The organism is Coleofasciculus sp. (assembly GCF_046565525.1).
GTDB lineage: Bacteria > Cyanobacteriota > Cyanobacteriia > Cyanobacteriales > Coleofasciculaceae > Coleofasciculus.
The window spans coordinates 16,546-34,556 of the sequence record NZ_JBKHUP010000023.1 but is presented as its reverse complement, the minus strand read 5'-3'; the positions used below and the strand labels follow the sequence as shown (position 1 = coordinate 34,556).

Below are 18,011 nucleotides of genomic sequence, written 5' to 3'. Positions count from 1 at the left end.
AGGGGAGGAGGGTAAAAGGGTAAGACTTTTTCTAAAATACCCTCTATAGGATATACGACTAAATCCGCACATAATAGGCACTTTAAATGACTTATGAATTATTATTACTTATCAGGTGTATTGATTTAGAATTTGCTCAATTTTTGGTAACTGGAAATCTTTAGCCAGAGAACGTATCTGTGTGGCAAAGGGAACCCAATCATTGTTTTCTTTTTGCCAATGCTGTGATTGGTCAATAATTCCTTGAATATCCCCCATTTCCAAGAGTTCCCACAAAATCCCTAGTTCCGAGGGGGGTGGAGGAACAAGGGGTATATCCTTAGTTTCCAGTTCAATGGTTGGGGAATCTCGATGTTCTTCATAAATTCCTTCAACACCTAAATGGACAATCAGTAATTCTAGGAGTTGCTGGATTGGCACAGGTTTTGAGAGAAAGTTTTTGCATCCAGCCGCTAAACTTTCCTGCTTAGTCGTTTCAAAAACATTAGCGGATATAGCAATGATAATCACCTTTGGGAGTTGGATCAATTGTCGCAGTCGCCGCGTTACTGTCAAGCCATCTAGTCCTGGCATGATTAAGTCCATTAATATCAGATCAGGCTGAACATCGACTGCCTTTTGTAAACAATCTTGACCATCGACGGCTTCAAAAATGTTCAACCCGAACGGTTCTAGCAGTTGTCGCAATAGAGAGCGATTAACGGCATTATCATCAACAATGAGAATATTTTGCTGTTGTCCTTTAACACCGATAAGTCGTCGAGGGCACAATTGTGCCGATGCTTGTCCTGGGGAAACGTCAGACAACTCTAAATCGAACCAGAATACACTACCTTGACCCAAAGTACTGCTAACTTGAATCGCGCTACCCATAAGCTGAACCAGCTTGTGGCTGATAGCAAGTCCCAATCCAGTCCCTTCTACCGCGTGGGTGCAATCGCTAACTTGATGGAAGGGTAAAAAGATTTCGCTTAATTTGTTCGGATCTATGCCAATCCCCGTATCTTCAACTTGAAAACGAATTCTGGTAATTGGGGAAGTTTTAAGTTTTGAGTTATCTCCCTCATCTCCCCCATCTTCAAGATAGCCAACTCTAAACGTCACGCTACCTTGATCCGTAAACTTCACCGCATTGCTGAGTAAGTTGATCAATATCTGTCGCAGTCTTTTCTCATCAGCGATAACGCCTTGGGGGAGAGGAGATAAAAGTTCGTAAGTAAAGTCAATGTCTTTTTGGGTAGCACGCAGCCGAAAAAGATTGGCAATGCTGCTGAGAAAATTCGGTAAATGAAACTCTGTCGGATTAAGTTCTAATTTTTGGGATTCAATCTTGGAGAGGTCTAAAATATCATTAATCAGTGTGAGCAAATGTTCGCCACATTGGTGAATAATGCTTAAATTATCCCGTTGATTTTCGGTTAAATTGGTATCGGTTTGCAGGAGTTGAGCATATCCTAAAATGCCGTTAAGGGGGGTTCTGAGTTCATGGCTCATCGTTGCCAGGAATTCACTTTTCGCCCGATTCGCCACCTCGGCGGCGTCTTTGGCTTGTTGCAGCGCCACTTCTATCTGTTTATGCGCCGTAATGTCGCGGCTAATGCTTAACACCGACCGAATCGTGCCATCGGAATTAAACTCAGGTACGATGTGAGAGTGAAAAAATTTCATGCCGCTAGGTGTGGAAAAGTCATATTCAATGAGCTTTTCTTGTCCAGTGGTCAAGACAGATTGCAGCGCTTGATTCCAAAACTGGGCTTTCTCTGGCGGCATTCTCAACTCCAAATTGGTTTTACCGATAAAGTTTTGGGGGGAGAGTTCCGTTGCTTGTTCTATTGCCGGATTCACATAGAGATGACGCAATTGGTGGTCAAAGCGTGCTATAATATCTGGTGAATTTTCCACCAACGCTCTAAATTGTTGTTCGCGGTGGTAGAGTGCCTCTTCAGTCTGCTTGCGATCGCTAATATCGCGGTTACTTGCCCGTTGACCCAACCAACGTCCATCCGCGCTATAGACGGGTTGACAGGCGTGGGCAATCCAACGGATCGCTCCCGTGCGAGTGATAATGCGAAAGTCCGTGGAATAGACATGGGGGTTGTCTAACTGTTCGCGTATATGTTCAGCAATTGTCAGGCGATCATCGGGATGGACAATTGCCTCAAGTAATCGCGCATCCTGGAGGAATTCCTCAGCGCTATAGCCGGTGATCCGTTGACATGAGGGAGAAACATAGATAAAGGTTCCATCTGGATCTCGCCAATACTCCCAGTCATAGGTAAAGTCAGCTACAGTGCGAAAGCGTTGTTCACTTTCTTGCAGGGCTTTTTCTGCCTGTTTACGTTCAGTAATATCATGAGCAACGGTATAAATTAACCGTTCCTCCAAAAATGGCGCGGCTGTCCAAGAGAACCATTTGTAAGATCCATCTTGACAACGAAACCGATTCTCAAAGGACTTGATCGTGATCCCCTCGGCGAGTTTTTTCATTTGCGCCTGAGTCGCTTCCCGATCATCTGGATGAACCCATTTGATAAAGGGTTGGGCTTTTAAGGCGTCACAAGTGAAACCCAAGGTTTTCTCTAAAGCTGGGTTAACATCGATCAAATATCCCTCAAAGTTGGCAATCATTAGTATATCCAGGGAGAGATTAAACAAGCGATCGCGTTCTCGCTGGATTTGTTGACGTTCCGTTAATTCGGCTTGAAGCTGGGAGTAAAGTTCCGCCTGCTGGATGGCGATTGTGACTTGAGTGGCTAATGACGTGAGCAGCTCGGCTTCATCAGGCTGCCATTTTCGAGTGGCTTTATACTGATGAGCAATCAGCAATCCCCACAGGGTTTCGTTCTGAAGAATCGGCACAATGAGTTTAGACTTAGCACCACACTGCCTGAGTGTATCAGCCAGACAGGGTAACATCTCATCCCGTTCAACATCCGCGACGGTATGAATTTCACCCTGACAGTAAAATTGATGACAGGCATAAGGAAAGATATACTCAGGTAGAGAATTTTCCTGGGGAACACAACAGTCTGGCGCTAAGGCTTGGGCAACAATTTTGCCCGTACCATCGCCCTGAGTGCGGTAAATCGCCACCTGATCACAAGCTAAAAATTGCTGAACTTGGGTTACTGTCGTATTGAGGATCTGATTCAGGTCTAAAGACTGGCGAATCTGTTGGGTGATCGCGCTGGTTAACCGCTCTTGTTCAGCTTGCAGGTGCAGTGCGGCTTCGGCGCGTTGGCGTTCCTGAATTTCCTGTTTTAAGTTTTCATTAGTACGCTGTAGTTCCTGGGTGCGCTCAACTACCCGTTGTTCTAACTCAGCGTTCAAGGTATGGATTTTGGCTTCAGCTTTTTTGCGATCGCTGATATCCATCACTGTACCCAGCATCCGCACCGCTTGACCCGTTTGATCATATAAAAATTTCCCTTTTGCCCCGATCCAGTGAATACTACCATCAGACCAAACCACCCGAAATTGCTGATCATACTCATGCTGCTCTAACCGAGAATGGTTCACGGCGCCTTTAAAGGCTTCTCGGTCATCCGGATGAATACAAGCTTCAACAGCAGCATCGCTACCATCAAATGTACCCGGAGTTAAACCAAACAGCACTTCATGACTCTTGGACCAACGAATCTGGTTTGTCAACAGATTCCAGTCCCAAATGCCCATCTGAGCAGCATCTAGTGCCAGGTTGAGGCGTTCTTCACTTTGGCGAAACTCCGCTTCTACCTGCTTACGTTCTGTAATATCCCGCAAAATTGACAAATGACAATGGGGGATCACGTTAGCCGTTGCTGCATATTCCGTCTCCCGCACTGTTCCATCCTTGCGCCGGAGACGAAACTCTCCCTTAACCTGTCCCTGTTCGAGAAAAATTTGCCACACCTGTGGGAAATCAAACTCCGATTCGGCAAAGTCTGATATGCAGTGTCCTAAAAGTTCGTCCCGGGACAAACCAAATAGCTGACAAGCCGCCGGATTGACCTCAACGTACTTTCCTTGATCATCCGCGATCGCCATGGCGTCGAGCGCTTGATTAAACAGCGCCTGAAATAAAGAGTGGCTGTCACTGTTGCCATACATACTTTATATTTACTGATGTACTTATAACTTTGGACGTGAACCATCACTCCGGGAACCGCTTCACCCTCATCCCCTAACCCCTTCTCCCATCATGGGAGAAGGGGAACCATCATAAAAGACTTTGCTGCTCATATCTGGAACACGACTCCCTTGCTCCCTTGCTTCTCCCTTGCTTCTCCACTCTCTCACACCAAAAGTCGTCTCCATCCTGGTTTCCCCTGCTTTATGAGCTGGCTACGACGGCGATAACTTTCCCTGATTTTCGGTGGATCAAACCCTTGTTTGTAAAGTACTATACTTTATACTTTATACTTTAATGGTTTCTGTCGCGATCGCTTGGTCTATTGTGCAGAACTTGAACCAATAACATCCAGCACAAAACGCCGTGCCAACATCAAAACCTCTGGCAGAATCTGATGCGCCATATCAAATTCTTGATACGTTACCGCGATTCCCAACGCCTTTAAATTATCTCTGGCGTGTTGTGCTTTACTTACAGGCACAACCGGATCTTGTCTACCATGCACGATCAAAACTGGGGGTAACGATTCCCGCGTCAGTTGAGCCGAATCATGCCAGTAGCCACTCATTGAAACTAAGGCGGCGCAGGGTAATCTTAACCCTACATCTAGTGTCATCGCTCCCCCTTGGGAAAATCCACTTAAAACGGTGCGGGATAGGGGAACACCTGTACTTTCTTCCAGAGACGTTAACCAATCGATTAACTTTTGGCGACTTTCCTCTAACCCCCAATGATTTTCGCTTTCTAAGGCATACCAGGCATTGCCCCAGGGGACATTGGGATGAGGAAACGGAGCATCGGGAAATAGAAACTGGACATTGGGTAAGTCTAATGCCGAGGCTAATGGGACTAAATCCTGAGAGTTAGCCCCCCAGCCATGCAAGCACACCATCAAATGGGTTGGGGATTGACCATGGGTTGGTCCAATGGTGACGGATTCTAAAGACAAAGACCTAGATCCTAAATCAGAGGTTGTTGGAGTTCTAGCAGATGGAGAACGGTTTTGGCAAGTGTTCACCCCCCAAACTGTTCCCAGTGCGGCACAGCCTTGTAAGAAAAATCGCCGTCCGATTGGTGTCATATTGCAAGATGAAAATGAATTTAAATTATTCAACTCCATTCATCAACCTTGGATAGAAGTATTTCGATTAGTTGCTGAACTATTGCCCAATCCAGATCAACTATTGCTTTTGATCAAACAGCACAAAGAAGTAGATGCATTGATAATCAAATGTAAACAGCAGCACTTTCGACTAGCCAATGCTCTGATAACCCAAAGATGATACCCTTTAATCTAACTCACAACTATCGCCACAAAACTGACACATCCTTAACGCTGCAACTAATTTATCAACTGCCAATGGCTTACTCAAACATTCATTCATCCCGGCTTTTAAGCATTCCTCACGCACCTGTGGCATTTCATCAGATGTTACCGCAATAATACAAGGACGCTGTTCCGGTAACCATTCTTGGCATAAGCGGCGCATCATTGCCAAACCCCCCATCTGTGGCATTTGCACATCAGTTAAGACAACATCATAATGGTTTTGGCGTGCGATCGCGCCCTGAATCTTGACCCCAGGTTGGACAAAGCCTTACAGGAACTCAAGCAACAACTCCCTAATCCAGATTTCAATCTACATGGGAATGAGTGGCAGTTTAAGCAATGGTGGCAAACTCATGGTATCTCTTGGACAGAAAAATTGTCGGCTGCGATTATTAAGTATCGCCAGATTGGTTATCCTTGGCAATTTAACTCTCAGCAAAATAAACTTCTCAAGCACTATTATGATGCCAATCGATTATTAGTGGACTGTCTCAATAGTGATTGTTATGTCAGTCGTGAGGTGCGACAGGAGATTGAGGATACCTTATTATTGCCGATTGCTGAAATACCGAACCAATAATTATACAATTATAGAAAGCACTCATTTGCTGCCAATTCTACTGAACCTATGTTTCCAGTTATTTACTCCGACGAATTTCTTAATCATGACAACGGTAAATTCCACCCTGAACGCCCAGAACGATTGACAGCTATTGTCAATGCCTTAAACGCTGCACCCTGGGCACATCTTGTGGATTGGCAGTTACCTACACCCGTAGAAAGTCGTCCTGTAATGCCTTTGTTGCAAAAAATTCATGACCCGGATTACATCAATTTAGTCAAACAACTTGCCCACGACGGTGGAGGAATGGTAGATGGTGACACGCGGGTTTCTCCACGCAGTTTTGATATAGCTCTGTTAGCCATCAGTGCTTGGCTAGATGGGGTCGATCGCGTCCTCACTAGCAACAACCCGGCATTTGTCCTCGCACGTCCTCCTGGACATCATGCTGAAGGTCCACGGGGGATGGGATTTTGTATCTTTTCCAATGCTGCGATCGCGGCTTACTATGCCCTAGAACAACCGGGTATCCAAAAAGTCGCCATTTTGGATTGGGATGTTCATCATGGTAACGGCACTCAAAGCCTCGTGGAAAACGATGCCAGAATTGCCTACTGTTCCCTCCATCAATATCCTTGCTATCCTGGCACCGGTCACCCTCGCGAACGCGGCTCATACAATAATGTCCTGAATGTACCCATGCCACCAGGCAGTGCATTCACAGAATACCAACCCATGTTTGAGCAGGGGGTTATACCCTTTCTCAGGGAATTTCAACCTGATTTACTCATCGTCAGTGCAGGTTACGACGCTAACGCAGATGATCCCCTAGCCAGCATCGCTCTGAAACCGAAAGATTTTGGCGTATTCACTGATTACTGTTTGCAACTGACTCACCGCATTTTATTTGGCTTAGAAGGAGGTTATGACCTTACTGCCTTAGCCAAGTCCGTTATTGCCACCATTGAACCCTGTTTAAACCTTGGTGAATAGTTGCCACAAATAGCTCAATCGATAACCTCTCATTTCTGGCTGGGCGAGTGCGTCTATCATACCAGTAGTTATGCGGAAGGGAGCGTTACCCTTCTATCTTCTACCCCTAAAACAGCTTCAGATTGTAACCTACACCTAAAACAAGTCCCACATCCGTCTCATCATCCTCAGGAAATACCACATTGACACGCACTGTTCCGGTAAATCGGGGAGGGATGGGAATATCGACACCACCGGAAACCAACGGATCAGCTTCCCACTCCTTATCGGGTTGCAGCAGCACACCTCCTCCAACAAAAGGAATCACAATCGTTTGTCCGGTAACTGGAGCCTTGATTGGAAAATTCGCGCTAAGGGCAACGGTTGTAGTGGTTTCGTCACCAAACATGACCGCATTGTGCAAGGAGAAATTCTCAGTAAACCCTGCTTTAGTGACAATAACCAAAGACCCTTCCCCTAAGTTGGTTTCCTCACCATCCAGACCAATATTCCCGCCTACGCCGATATAACTGCGTCCCAGTATTTTTAGGGGATTAATCACAGGGACTTGTGCCACCTCTGGAGTGGCGGCGGCGACAGTTTGGGGTTGAACTAAAACCAGTGTGGGCTGGGCATTATCGGTCGCTGAGCCAGAAGATTGAGTCGAGTCAGAGGGAGTAACGGTTATATAACCATAGTAGGCGGAGTCTGGCGTCTGGGCTTGAGCGGATAAACCACTACAAAGCAGGGACGAAGCGGTGAAACCGAATAGCCACGAAAAAAGTTTTGCCAAGTTCGGTTGCATGGTTGTTCACTTTTGGATTTAGGAAAATCATGCCACAATTCAACCCACATTGGAAGGTGAAGATGAATAAATTGAACCTTTCATCCCCATCTAACATTCCGATAGAATCCCTGGTATTCATACCAGGAAGATATCAAGCTGCTGGTAGTAACTCCCTACTACTATGCTGGATTTGAGCCAGAATCTGCATCGCTTCTGTCAAATTCTCACAAAGATAGTTGGTTTTGAAGTAAAAGGGTTTCAGGCGCTCGTTAGTTATTTCAGCCGGTTCCCAAATGATCAGCTTTAAGGGTTTTTGGGGATTGTTCGTTGCACAAAGTGAGTGGAGTATCATCGTAGTATGCACCTCAATCGGTAGAATGCTCTGGGTTCGGAATCCAGATTAAGCCTCCCACAGCCAGATGGCTGACAGCTATCAGGAATTTCCCAGGGTCTTTACAAAACTACATTCACTCCGGTGTCTATCAGGACGTTTCATCAAATCTTTACAACCGGGGAGTAGAGGAAGCAGGGGGAGCGATTTCCTAATCAACAAAGGACGAATGACGTAGCTTGCTTCTTGTCGGATGACGAATGACGAATCCCCAATCACCAATCCAAAATATTAAGTAAAGTAAATATATGGCAGCAAAATCGGAGTCGTAATTCTATGGTGTTATTTGGATTTGGCGGATTTGGCAAAAAGCTCAGCTTACCTAAACCCGAAGAGGCGTTACCGGGGCGGGAAGAGCCCATAACTGTCCCAGCAAACCACTATGTCAACGGCAATCCTCTCAAACCCCCTTACCCCGATGGTATGGAAATGGCAATGTTTGGGATGGGCTGTTTCTGGGGGGCTGAACGCAAGTTTTGGCAACAAGAGGGAGTGTTTGTTACGGCTGTGGGTTACGCAGGCGGGATAACGCCTAATCCCACCTATCAAGAAGTCTGTACAGGGATGACAGGTCACAATGAAGTCGTGCGCGTCGTATTTGACCCGCAGGTGATTACTTATGAGCAATTGCTGAAAGTTTTCTGGGAGAGTCATAATCCCACCCAAGGGATGCGCCAAGGAAATGACACGGGAACTCAATATCGTTCGGGAGTTTATACCTATTCCGAAAGTCAAGGGAAACTCGCAGAAGCCTCACGAGAAGCCTATCAAAAAGCTCTGAGCAATGCGGGTTATGGAGAAATCACGACAGAAATCGTTGATGCTCCAGAGTTCTACTATGCAGAAGGCTATCACCAGCAATACTTAGCCAAGAATCCTAATGGGTATTGTGGGCTAGGCGGAACTAACGTGACTTGTCCGACGCCAGTGGCACTGTAGGGATAATAGAAGAGTAGGGACACGACATGTCGTGTCCCTAGTTGTAGTGGTTCAACGAGCAAGCCAGCCTAAGATCAAGTCCGTCTCTCACCGTTATCATTTCCTTTTCTCTTACACCTTATTTCTTACTGCAACTTGGCATAAGGATTGAATGGCAAGACTTCATCAGTCTTAAGGCGTATAATTGAAGTAATAGGAGAAATTTTTATTAAGTCTTGAACTCAATCGTCCCGCCGTTTATCTTCATCAAAGTTAAGATTTCTGCGGGGTTAAGTTAGGGTGATTTAGGTAGTTTTCTATATAATCATCACAGCTTAATTGTGATTTAAATCAATTGACCCAGTGATTGAACATACAAAGAAATACTGAATTATTCATAACAATAGAAAATAAGCAAATGGTGGGCTAAGTCAAAATAAGGAGCGATCGCCGAGCCAATAACCAAACAACGGCGATTTTCCAGGTCAGTGACAGCTAGGAACTAGACAGAACATTTCCCAGTCAAAACTCGCTCTGAGCAGACGAGGAACTCAACATCTGACCCAACCGACTTATGGCTCAACATCTTCCAGCTGAGGCTGGATGTAAGGGTTGCATCTATCGTAGAGCATCAAACAAGTGCGATTATTCACATCGATATCAATATCGGTGACAATCGCGCCCTGTGAAAGCATCTGTCAGGAACCCCACGGCTATAGGTTCCGGGGGCTTGGAATTTGCCCATACCTGACCAGAAGGCTAGAGCATTCTAGCAGCCGTTATTAGGGAGAGTTAAAGTTCTCACCTTGGGATACGTGCCAGTCCTGAGCTACTGAAATTCCAGCATTAAACAGGTGTACAAGGGTTAAGCCAGTGTGTTGGGAAAAGTACCGCCTAATAACAACTTCGAGGCAAACTTTACCCTGGAAACAGGAGATTAAAACTTATGTTCGTACTTGTTGTAGATAAAAACCGAAAACCTCTTAATCCGTGTCATCCAGCACGGGCGAGGAAGTTTCTCAAATCCGGGAGAGCGGCTGTGCTACGACGCTATCCGTTTACCATCATGCTCAAAAATGTTGAGGAAAAACCAAATAGTGTATACCAAGAATATCGACTTAAACTAGATCCTGGTAGCAGGACAACAGGGATTGCCATCCTCAAGAACGAGAAAATAATTTGGGCAGCCGAATTAAATCATCGCGGTTACTCAATTAAAAAGTCCTTGGAGTCTCGCCGTATCCTACGGCAAGGGAGACGAAATCGACATACCCGTTACCGTAAACCCCGTTTTGACAATCGCAAGCGTCCTGATGGTTGGTTAGCTCCTAGTCTCCAGCATCGAGTGCTGACAACTAGAACCTGGGTTAATCGACTGATGCGTTTCTGTCCAATCAGTGCCATCTCAATGGAGTTGGTTCGATTCGACACCCAACTGATGCAAAACCCAGAAATATCTGGCACAGAGTATCAGCAGGGCGAATTGGTAGGGTACGAGGTGCGACAATATCTCTTAACCAAATGGGGGCGGCAATGTGTTTACTGTGGCAAAGAAGGTGTCCCCCTGGAGGTAGAACATATTCATCCCAAATCTAAGGGAGGTAGTAATCGAGTCAGCAATCTTACTCTGTCCTGTGTTAAGTGCAACCAGAGAAAGGGAAACAAGCCTATTGAAGAGTTTCTGAAGAAAAAGCCTGATCTGCTTGCTCAAATCTTGGGTCAAGTCAAACGTCCATTAAAGGATGCGGCGGCTGTCAACTCAACTCGATGGGCATTGTATCGAGCTTTGTCTGAAACAGGTCTACCCGTAGAAACCGGAACTGGTGGTAGGACAAAATTTAATCGTACTCGTCAAGAGTTTCCCAAGACTCATTGGCTGGATGCTGCCTGCGTTGGTAAATCAACTCCAGATAAATTACAGGTGTTGATAGACAAGCCGCTCACTATCACTTCTACGGGTCATGGTACTCGCCAGATGTGTCGCACTGATAAGTACGGATTTCCTGTCCGTTATGTCCCCAGAAATAAGTTTGTTAAGGGCTTCCAGACGGGCGATATCGTCAAAGCGATTGTGACTAAAGGCAAAAAGATAGGAGCTTACATTGGTCGTGTCGCTGTACGAACTACAGGTAGCTTCAATGTCTCAACAGTCAATGCTTTAGTTCAAGGTATTAATCATAAATATTGCAGTCATGTACACGGGAAGGATGGATACCGATACAGCTTTTAAGGAAGTCCTGTCGGACTGCTGTCTATGTAAGGGGGCGAATTCCGTTCGGACTTCGGACGTTCGGCGATGCTCAGTAGAGCCGCGTGAGCGCTCAGACTTCGGCGAGCGCTCAGTCGAGCCGTCGAACGCTGACGCTCACGGCGGAAGCCTCCCCATACATAAATGACAGGGGTTTCCATTCGTCCCCTTACCAACCCCGATTTTCGATGATAAAAGGATTTTAGTGCATGTCCGAACAACTCCGTCTGTTGCAATCTCTGATTCCGGCAATCACCAACGTTCCAGATTTTCACTCAGCACTGGATCTGGTGCTGCATCGCGTCTGTGAAGTGACCCATTGGGATTATGGTGAAGCATGGCTTCCGACTTCTGATTCTCGTCGTTTAACCTGTAGCCAAGCCTGGTATGGTGATCCCTGTGATCTGCTACCATTGCGACGCACCAGAGAAATGCTAACATTTCCCCCCAATATCGGCTTACCTGGACGGGTGTGGACATCAAAACAGCCAGAGTGGATTGACCAAACAAAGACAGATGGGATTTATCCTGATGCCGAATTCACTCTTGTTAGCGCGACGGATCAGCCGCAAGAGTTTCAAGCTGGAGGCGCGATCCCCATTCTCCTCGATGATCGCTTACTCGCTGTCTTAACATTTTTTACCCGCCACTCTCATCCGGGCGATCGCCAATGGATGGAATGGGTGGCTGCGATCGCGATGCAGTTGGGGTTGGTGATGGAACGCCAACAATTAACGGAACAACTGCACCAGCAAGAGGAATTTAATCAAAATTTAGTCGAAACCCACGGTGGCTTTTTTGTCGCCATTGACCCCCAGGGAAAAACTCGGATGATGAATCCCAGATTACTGGAAACGTTGGGTTATACCCTGGATGAAGTGAGGGGAACAGATTTTGTGACCACGTTTCTTCGAGACGTTGACCGCAAACCCTTTGCCAAATTAATCAAAACCCGTGGGGAAAAATCAGAATTAAAATCGCCCACTGTACATCAAACCGGAGTCCTGACCAAAGAGGGTCAAGAACTTTGGGTAGAATGGCGTAGCCAACAGGTTTTTAAGAAAAGCGGTGAACTTGACTTCTTGTTTGCCATCGGACGGGATCAAAACGAACATTGTCTCACCCATCAAGAAACAGCCCGTTTAGCCTCGTTTCCCCTATTGACCCCCAATCCCATTGTCGAAATTGATTTAGCAGGGCGTGTGCGTTATCTCAACCCAGAAGCCATGCGCTTGTTGCCCGAATTATTAGATAGTGAAGCTGAACATCCATTTTTGGCAGAAATGCCCTCGATGATTCGGTTGATGCAGCAGCAAAGTTCCTTGAGACGCGAGATAAAAATTGGGGAAATTGTTTACGAACAAGTCCTGCATTACGTTCCCGAAATTGAGTGCATTCGCATTTATGCCTTAGATATTACCGATCGCAAACGAGCAGAAGAACTATTATTGTTTAATGCTTTTTATGATCGCCTCACCGGACTAGCGAACCGCGCCTTATTCATGGATCGCTTGCAGCAAGCCGGACGACGCGCCCAACCGGGTCAAGGGGAGAACGGGAATTCTCCATCCTATCGATTTGCCGTGGTGTTACTCAATCTCAATCGCTTCAAAGTCGTGAACGAAAGTTTGGGGAATCATTTAGGGGATCAAGTGCTGCAAGAGTTTGGAGAGCGCATACAAAACTGCTTGCGTTCCACGGATACCGTTGCCCGTTTAGGTGGTGATGAGTTTGCTATCCTGCTAGAGGGGATTCAGGGGGTTTGTGATGCCATTCAAGTGGCAGATGCGATTGAGCAAACTTTGACATTACCCTTTAACCTGGAAGGGCGGGACGTGTTCATGACAACCAGCATTGGCATTGCCCTAAATACGAGTCGCGATCGCAGAATTTTGTCGGCTGAAGAGATACTCCGTAACGCTAATACCGCCATGCATCGCGCCCGTTCCCAAGGCAAACCGGGCTATGCCATCTTTGATAACCAGATGTTGAGTCCCACGGTTGATCGATTACAGATTGAAACCGACATGCGGCGTGCGATCGAACGGCAAGAATTTCAAGTCCATTATCAACCGATCGTCTCCCTACTCACCCATCAAATTACCGGCTTTGAAGCATTATTACGTTGGCAACATCCGCAACGCGGGTTAGTATTTCCCGCCGACTTTATTCCCATCGCTGAAGAAACCGGATTAATTATTCCCATGGGGTGGTGGATACTGCGGGAAGCTTGTCGCCAACTCAGTGTTTGGCAGCAGCAATTTCAAAGTCCCCAACCCTTGACGATGAATGTTAATTTGTCCTGTAAACAGTTTATGCAACCGGATTTATTGGCGCAAATTGACCAAATCTTGGAGGAAACCAATATTGCCGTTGGCAGTTTAAAGTTGGAGATTACGGAAAGTGTGGTTATTGATAATCCGGAACTGGTCAAAGATTTACTGTTGGAATTAAAGAAACGGCAAATTCATCTATGTATTGACGACTTTGGCACTGGCTATTCCTCCTTAAGTCGCCTGCATAATTTTCCGATTAGTACGTTGAAAATTGATCGCTCATTTATCAGTCGGATTGGTGCGTTAGGTGAAAACTCGGAAATTGTTCAAGCGATTATCACCCTCGCCCGAACTATGAGTATGGATGTGGTTGCTGAGGGAATTGAGTTATTAGAACAAGTTTCGCCTTTAGTGGCGTTGCAATGTCATTATGGTCAAGGATTTTTATTCTCAAAACCCGTAGACAGCGATTGCGCTAGAGAATTACTTCGAGGAAAATCGGTTCAGTTGGAGCGTCAGTTGAATCGCTCAGTGAGCGTTATAAATGAAGTCAAAACTTCTGTGTCTGTAGAGGATGAGCGAGTACAATGATTTTATCGACGTTTCCTGATATTAGCCGATATTATATATATGTCCGGAATTGTATTAGTTTTATATAGCCGATGTAGGATGAGAGTGTAATCATCGATTTCTCACTCCATGCTCCAAGCTAACTGGAACAAAAGCAAGCGGCAAAACATCAAAGGGAAAACAGCACTGATTTTGTTAGGGATGTTCCTACTCTCGCTGTTCTTGCCTTTGTTCCTGAGTGGAGTAGGATTGTTTCTTAGTCTCTGGGTGATTGTCCCAGCACCTAAATTTTGGATGTTACCGCTAGCCGTGGCTGCGCCAGAAGTGAGTCCTTGGCTGCTGGGTGTTAATGCGATCGCACTAATGCTGGTTATCTTAAACCTACACAAAGGCGGGCTGTACAAGGTGGCAGTAATCTGTAGCCTGATTGGTTTAATCCTCAGCCTTTTGCCGTTAATTCAGTTTCCAGGGGCGAATGCACGAATTGCGGCTCAAATGCAGCAAGTTTTAGGTGTAGACGATTTGGCAACAATTCATCAGGATGCACCAACACCCATGCGTCCCCAGCCTTTTATTTTAGCAGATGCGTTTCGGGGGATTGCGATAGCGAAGCGCTGCTGCTTTCAGCAGATCGGGGAGGTTCGCATTGACCGAGGGATTATATTTTCTCAGCCGGATGGGGTAAACCTTAAACTCAATGTTTACCGACCGTTGACTACTGGCAAGTATCCGGCGATTATTACAATCTATGGTGGGGCATGGCAATTTGGGACTCCCGATAACAATGATACATTCAATTGCTATATGGCAAATCAGGGCTACTCTGTAATTGCGATTGATTATCGCCATGCTCCCCAGTATCACTTTCCGGCTCAACTTGAGGATGTACAGGCGGCTCTATCCTATATCCAAAGCCATGCTCATGAGTTAGAAATTGATACGGAACGAATTGCTCTCATGGGGCGATCATCAGGGGCGCAACTAGCAGCACTTGCGGCTTATCATCTAGAGACGATGCCGATTCGGGCTGTGGTGAATTACTACGGACCTGTTGATTTAAAAGAAGGATACCATGACTTGCCCTTTCCTGACCCGCTCAACATTCGGGCGATTCTCCGCGCCTTTTTAGCAGGAACACCGGATGAAGTACCAGAACTTTATCAGGAAGCTTCTCCTATTGGTTATATTAAATCCGATCTGCCTCCTACGTTCTTGGTTTACGCGGGTCGAGATCATATCATTAAGGTAAAGTTTGGACGCCAACTCTACGAGCAATTACAAGCGGCTGGGAATTGTGCTGTTTGGTTAGAAATTCCCTGGGCTGAACATGCTTTTGATTCGGTTTTTAATGGCGTGAGTAATCAGTTGGCATTGTACTACACTGAGCGATTTCTGGCTTGGGCGTTGAAGTCTCCTTGAAACTTATCAATGTTGAGCAATAACATCAAGTAAGATATCACTATCAAATAACACCCGTCTCACTGGTATTTTGTCTCCAGATAATCAATGTAGGACTCGTTGGCATCCTCTGGACTTAGCTGAATAACACCCAGTAAACGTTGAGTCCAAGGATCAAGCTCCGTCATGGGTACTGCACTGAAGCTTGGAGATATCGATGATAGAGTTTCTTGTTGAATTGAAGTCAACAAAGACTGAACTAAACGCCAGCGATCGCTGATGGGTAATTGCAATGCTTGGTTTTGCAATTCTTGCCATGTCATTGATTCTCTCCTTCAAGAACTTTTCTCTTCTAATTACATAGATTAGCATTGTAGGGGCGCACGCTCCGTGCGCCCTTTTATCACACCAATGAGCGCCCAACTTAACGGCAAAATCTATTCCACCATTTTAGCTGTGTCACCCCAGTCATTTGAGTTAAGGGTTGTATCCTTGGTGTGAGGCGATCGCACTTATGGAAAAGAGCGATCGCACATTACTATTGGGTTCCAGAGATGATGCGATCGCTTTCCTGAAAATCGATGAAATAGCGATCGCTAAGTGAGTATTACTGTTTGATCAGGGGAGCGAATTTCAATTAGCCAATCCGGTGCGCCATCGAATGGCCCGTCTTGGTCAGGAAGACGAGCGATCGCAATAATAGAAATATCAGGCACTGGCGAGTAAGGAGGCACCAAACAGCGTAGCTCTTGCACGGCTTCAAACTCGTCTGTATGACTGTTAATATAATTAACCAGATTGCGTTGTAGGCGCGAGTGAAAGAGGGTTGGCATTGGTTTTTGGATCACACACCCATTGATGAGTTCCCATGCTGGAGACGATTCAATATTGGCTTGAGATAAAAACTCAGCCAGTGGGGTAGTGATGGTTGAACTCATGATAATTTTCCCCCCAACTTCACTACTTTTGTGTAGATTATAACTTCTAGAACCTGTTACTTTGATGGAGAGCAGCGATCGCTCTTTGTGTGAACGGGATAGTGGTTACACGCAATCAACGGGATTTTGGTAAAGTGCCAGGTTTAGAGTTGGCAGATTGGATGGTTGGGGAATTCCAGAGGTAGCGATCGCGTGGAAGTGATGGTTAGAGTCTTAATCGGATTTGGGTTGTGGCTTGTATCATTGAGGTGAGGCGATCGCACTTAGGGAAAAGAGCGATCGCACGTCCTCATCACCAAAGCTAATGCACGTCCTCACTCTCAATCTACAGGCGATCACCGACAATGCCAGAATAGTTAATAGAAGAAATTGGAGAAGTCTAGCATGGCATCAGCAAAAATAGTAGATATGACGATTGATGACATCAAAGCCTTGATTACCGAAGTGGTGGATGAAAGGTTGTACAACTGGTGGCAACAATCAAGGGATACTCGCTCTATTGAAGAGGTTTTAGCGGCTATGGATCGTTTGAGATGGACACCACCTCAAAGATCTCCCAGCACGACTGAATTATTACGGGAGGATCGAGTCCGCTAATGGCAATTTATGGAGTGGATGCTAGTGCCGTTTCAGCGTCTCTATTGATCTGGCGCTCGCTCAATTATTCCTGCCTCTAATAGTAGCTGACGCTCCTCAATTCTGTCTTTACGGTTCAACTGCAATAGTTGAATTGTAACTCGACCTGCGCCAGTTAAAGGCACAAATTCAGCCCCACTCAGACGAAAATGCTCATTCCATTGATTTAAACGAGGATGGTACAAGGGGACAATTTCTCCAGTTTCTGGATCAACTGAAGCCAGATCACTTCCCTTGTGTTTGTTACACAGCGTACAAGATAGAGCTAAATTTTCCGCTTCAGTCCGTCCACCATGTTTTTCTGCAATAATATGATCAATCTCATGGGGCGCAAATGTAGCCCTATCAGGAATCAGACAATATTCACAACATCCCTTGGCTCGTTCATAAACCTGTTTGCGTAGAACGACAGGAATATAGGTTTTGCTCATTAGGCGTGAGCATCCTTAAGCTTCAAAAATGCTCTAGCTTTAGCCATTCTGACGATATGCTCTAAATATTGATAATGTTGCCATAGCTGTTCCTCTGTCGGGGTCAAACCCACTGTCTGATTTTTCTCTAGTAGCGTAGATAACTGAGTTTGTAAAGCTTCTGAGGGACGTAGCGCAATAATGGCTTCAGGGTTAGGAAGACTTGCCAAAAATTCCCAGACTTCAGCCATCCCGGAAAAACCGTCTTGAGTAATGGCATTAAATTCTCGCAACCCTAACGCGATGATTTGCGGTAGCTGATCTTCAAAGGGTTGAAGCTGAGTGACAACTTCATCAGGTAGCTCGAAGGTAACTTGCATGGGCTATTTTTTGGGAGCATTCGGGGGTTTAATCTATTCTAGTCGCTAGTAGCAGAAGGATCAGTCATCAAAGGAGCGATCGCG

17 protein-coding genes and 1 pseudogene are annotated in these 18,011 nt (G+C 45.8%); 8 read left to right on the top strand and 10 right to left on the bottom strand.

Going from position 1 to position 18,011, the window contains the following annotated elements; translation table 11 throughout:
- Positions 1-111: 111 nt before the first annotated feature.
- Together ACLGGO_RS10635 and ACLGGO_RS10630 are read right to left on the bottom strand one after the other, a co-directional pair.
- Positions 112-4,089 (bottom strand): PAS domain S-box protein, encoded by a 3,978-nt coding sequence (locus ACLGGO_RS10635; protein ID WP_446419286.1) that lies wholly within the window; start codon positions 4,087-4,089, stop codon positions 112-114.
- Positions 4,090-4,430: 341 nt separating this feature from the next.
- Positions 4,431-5,060, bottom strand: a complete 630-nt coding sequence (locus tag ACLGGO_RS10630) for an alpha/beta hydrolase (protein ID WP_446419285.1) — start codon at positions 5,058-5,060, stop codon at positions 4,431-4,433.
- Here ACLGGO_RS10630 and ACLGGO_RS10625 point away from each other — a divergent pair.
- Complete coding sequence (locus tag ACLGGO_RS10625) at positions 5,038-5,394, top strand: hypothetical protein (RefSeq protein ID WP_446419284.1); 357 nt, start codon at positions 5,038-5,040, stop codon at positions 5,392-5,394. The two genes, ACLGGO_RS10630 and ACLGGO_RS10625, sit on opposite strands and share 23 nt — an antisense overlap.
- Positions 5,395-5,400: 6 nt before the next feature.
- Here ACLGGO_RS10625 and ACLGGO_RS10620 read toward each other — a convergent pair whose 3' ends face one another.
- Complete coding sequence (locus ACLGGO_RS10620) at positions 5,401-5,628, bottom strand: response regulator (RefSeq protein WP_446419283.1); 228 nt, start codon at positions 5,626-5,628, stop codon at positions 5,401-5,403.
- Between the two features lie 27 nt (positions 5,629-5,655).
- Between ACLGGO_RS10620 and ACLGGO_RS10615 the strand changes: the two genes are divergently transcribed.
- Positions 5,656-6,021, top strand: coding sequence for an NACHT C-terminal helical domain 2-containing protein (locus ACLGGO_RS10615; RefSeq protein ID WP_446419282.1), 366 nt, complete (start codon positions 5,656-5,658; stop codon positions 6,019-6,021).
- A gap of 48 nt (positions 6,022-6,069) precedes the next feature.
- Positions 6,070-6,996: a histone deacetylase family protein gene (locus ACLGGO_RS10610; RefSeq protein WP_446419281.1), complete on the top strand. Its 927-nt coding sequence runs from the start codon at positions 6,070-6,072 to the stop codon at positions 6,994-6,996.
- Positions 6,997-7,102: 106 nt separating this feature from the next.
- Here ACLGGO_RS10610 and ACLGGO_RS10605 read toward each other — a convergent pair whose 3' ends face one another.
- Together ACLGGO_RS10605 and ACLGGO_RS10600 are read right to left on the bottom strand one after the other, a co-directional pair.
- Positions 7,103-7,780: a hypothetical protein gene (locus ACLGGO_RS10605; protein ID WP_446419280.1), complete on the bottom strand. Its 678-nt coding sequence runs from the start codon at positions 7,778-7,780 to the stop codon at positions 7,103-7,105.
- 133 nt (positions 7,781-7,913) lie between these two features.
- On the bottom strand, positions 7,914-8,114 hold the full coding sequence (locus tag ACLGGO_RS10600) for a hypothetical protein (protein WP_446419279.1): 201 nt from the start codon (positions 8,112-8,114) through the stop codon (positions 7,914-7,916).
- A gap of 315 nt (positions 8,115-8,429) precedes the next feature.
- Here ACLGGO_RS10600 and msrA point away from each other — a divergent pair, with 315 nt between their 5' ends.
- Complete coding sequence (msrA, locus tag ACLGGO_RS10595) at positions 8,430-9,092, top strand: peptide-methionine (S)-S-oxide reductase MsrA (RefSeq protein ID WP_446419278.1); 663 nt, start codon at positions 8,430-8,432, stop codon at positions 9,090-9,092.
- A 551-nt stretch (positions 9,093-9,643) separates the two neighbouring features.
- Here the strand turns inward: msrA and ACLGGO_RS10590 are convergent.
- Positions 9,644-9,766, bottom strand: coding sequence for a hypothetical protein (locus ACLGGO_RS10590; RefSeq protein WP_446364605.1), 123 nt, complete (start codon positions 9,764-9,766; stop codon positions 9,644-9,646).
- A 251-nt stretch (positions 9,767-10,017) separates the two neighbouring features.
- On the opposite strand from ACLGGO_RS10590, the gene iscB reads away from it, so the two are divergent.
- From iscB to ACLGGO_RS10575, 3 genes are all read left to right on the top strand, one after another.
- Entirely contained in the window at positions 10,018-11,301 is a 1,284-nt protein-coding gene (iscB, locus tag ACLGGO_RS10585; protein WP_446419277.1) for an RNA-guided endonuclease IscB, read from the top strand.
- Between the two features lie 227 nt (positions 11,302-11,528).
- Positions 11,529-14,186, top strand: coding sequence for an EAL domain-containing protein (locus ACLGGO_RS10580; protein WP_446419276.1), 2,658 nt, complete (start codon positions 11,529-11,531; stop codon positions 14,184-14,186).
- A gap of 108 nt (positions 14,187-14,294) precedes the next feature.
- Positions 14,295-15,584, top strand: coding sequence for an alpha/beta hydrolase fold domain-containing protein (locus ACLGGO_RS10575; RefSeq protein ID WP_446419275.1), 1,290 nt, complete (start codon positions 14,295-14,297; stop codon positions 15,582-15,584).
- Positions 15,585-15,643: 59 nt separating this feature from the next.
- Here ACLGGO_RS10575 and ACLGGO_RS10570 read toward each other — a convergent pair whose 3' ends face one another.
- Together ACLGGO_RS10570 and ACLGGO_RS10565 are read right to left on the bottom strand one after the other, a co-directional pair.
- A complete protein-coding gene (locus ACLGGO_RS10570) occupies positions 15,644-15,886 on the bottom strand; it encodes a hypothetical protein (protein WP_446354868.1) in 243 nt (80 codons plus the stop codon).
- Positions 15,887-16,168: 282 nt separating this feature from the next.
- A pseudogene (locus tag ACLGGO_RS10565) lies at positions 16,169-16,501 on the bottom strand (Uma2 family endonuclease); the annotation flags it as partial.
- A gap of 384 nt (positions 16,502-16,885) precedes the next feature.
- On the opposite strand from ACLGGO_RS10565, the gene ACLGGO_RS10560 reads away from it, so the two are divergent.
- Positions 16,886-17,098, top strand: a complete 213-nt coding sequence (locus ACLGGO_RS10560) for a hypothetical protein (protein ID WP_446419274.1) — start codon at positions 16,886-16,888, stop codon at positions 17,096-17,098.
- A gap of 41 nt (positions 17,099-17,139) precedes the next feature.
- Here the strand turns inward: ACLGGO_RS10560 and ACLGGO_RS10555 are convergent, their stop codons facing one another.
- Both ACLGGO_RS10555 and ACLGGO_RS10550 read right to left on the bottom strand, forming a co-directional pair.
- Positions 17,140-17,568, bottom strand: a complete 429-nt coding sequence (locus ACLGGO_RS10555) for an HNH endonuclease (protein ID WP_446419273.1) — start codon at positions 17,566-17,568, stop codon at positions 17,140-17,142.
- Complete coding sequence (locus tag ACLGGO_RS10550; protein WP_446419272.1) at positions 17,568-17,927, bottom strand: hypothetical protein; 360 nt, start codon at positions 17,925-17,927, stop codon at positions 17,568-17,570. Before ACLGGO_RS10550 ends, ACLGGO_RS10555 begins: the two co-directional genes overlap by 1 nt.
- Positions 17,928-18,011 lie beyond the last annotated feature (84 nt).

Bases quoted from the DNA above. Each gene is read 5' to 3' on its own strand.
- ACLGGO_RS10610 (WP_446419281.1), top strand. From the start codon at position 6,070: ATGTTTCCAGTTATTTACTCCGACGAATTTCTTAATCATGACAACGGT.
- ACLGGO_RS10570 (WP_446354868.1), bottom strand. From the start codon at position 15,886: ATGACATGGCAAGAATTGCAAAACCAAGCATTGCAATTACCCATCAGC.
- ACLGGO_RS10605 (WP_446419280.1), bottom strand. From the start codon at position 7,780: ATGCAACCGAACTTGGCAAAACTTTTTTCGTGGCTATTCGGTTTCACC.
- ACLGGO_RS10560 (WP_446419274.1), top strand. From the start codon at position 16,886: ATGGCATCAGCAAAAATAGTAGATATGACGATTGATGACATCAAAGCC.
- ACLGGO_RS10575 (WP_446419275.1), top strand. From the start codon at position 14,295: ATGCTCCAAGCTAACTGGAACAAAAGCAAGCGGCAAAACATCAAAGGG.
- ACLGGO_RS10635 (WP_446419286.1), bottom strand. From the start codon at position 4,089: ATGTATGGCAACAGTGACAGCCACTCTTTATTTCAGGCGCTGTTTAAT.
- ACLGGO_RS10625 (WP_446419284.1), top strand. From the start codon at position 5,038: ATGGTGACGGATTCTAAAGACAAAGACCTAGATCCTAAATCAGAGGTT.
- ACLGGO_RS10620 (WP_446419283.1), bottom strand. From the start codon at position 5,628: ATGCCACAGATGGGGGGTTTGGCAATGATGCGCCGCTTATGCCAAGAA.
- ACLGGO_RS10555 (WP_446419273.1), bottom strand. From the start codon at position 17,568: ATGAGCAAAACCTATATTCCTGTCGTTCTACGCAAACAGGTTTATGAA.
- iscB (WP_446419277.1), top strand. From the start codon at position 10,018: ATGTTCGTACTTGTTGTAGATAAAAACCGAAAACCTCTTAATCCGTGT.
- ACLGGO_RS10580 (WP_446419276.1), top strand. From the start codon at position 11,529: ATGTCCGAACAACTCCGTCTGTTGCAATCTCTGATTCCGGCAATCACC.
- ACLGGO_RS10600 (WP_446419279.1), bottom strand. From the start codon at position 8,114: ATGATACTCCACTCACTTTGTGCAACGAACAATCCCCAAAAACCCTTA.
- msrA (WP_446419278.1), top strand. From the start codon at position 8,430: ATGGTGTTATTTGGATTTGGCGGATTTGGCAAAAAGCTCAGCTTACCT.
- ACLGGO_RS10590 (WP_446364605.1), bottom strand. From the start codon at position 9,766: ATGCTTTCACAGGGCGCGATTGTCACCGATATTGATATCGATGTGAAT.
- ACLGGO_RS10615 (WP_446419282.1), top strand. From the start codon at position 5,656: ATGGTTTTGGCGTGCGATCGCGCCCTGAATCTTGACCCCAGGTTGGAC.
- ACLGGO_RS10550 (WP_446419272.1), bottom strand. From the start codon at position 17,927: ATGCAAGTTACCTTCGAGCTACCTGATGAAGTTGTCACTCAGCTTCAA.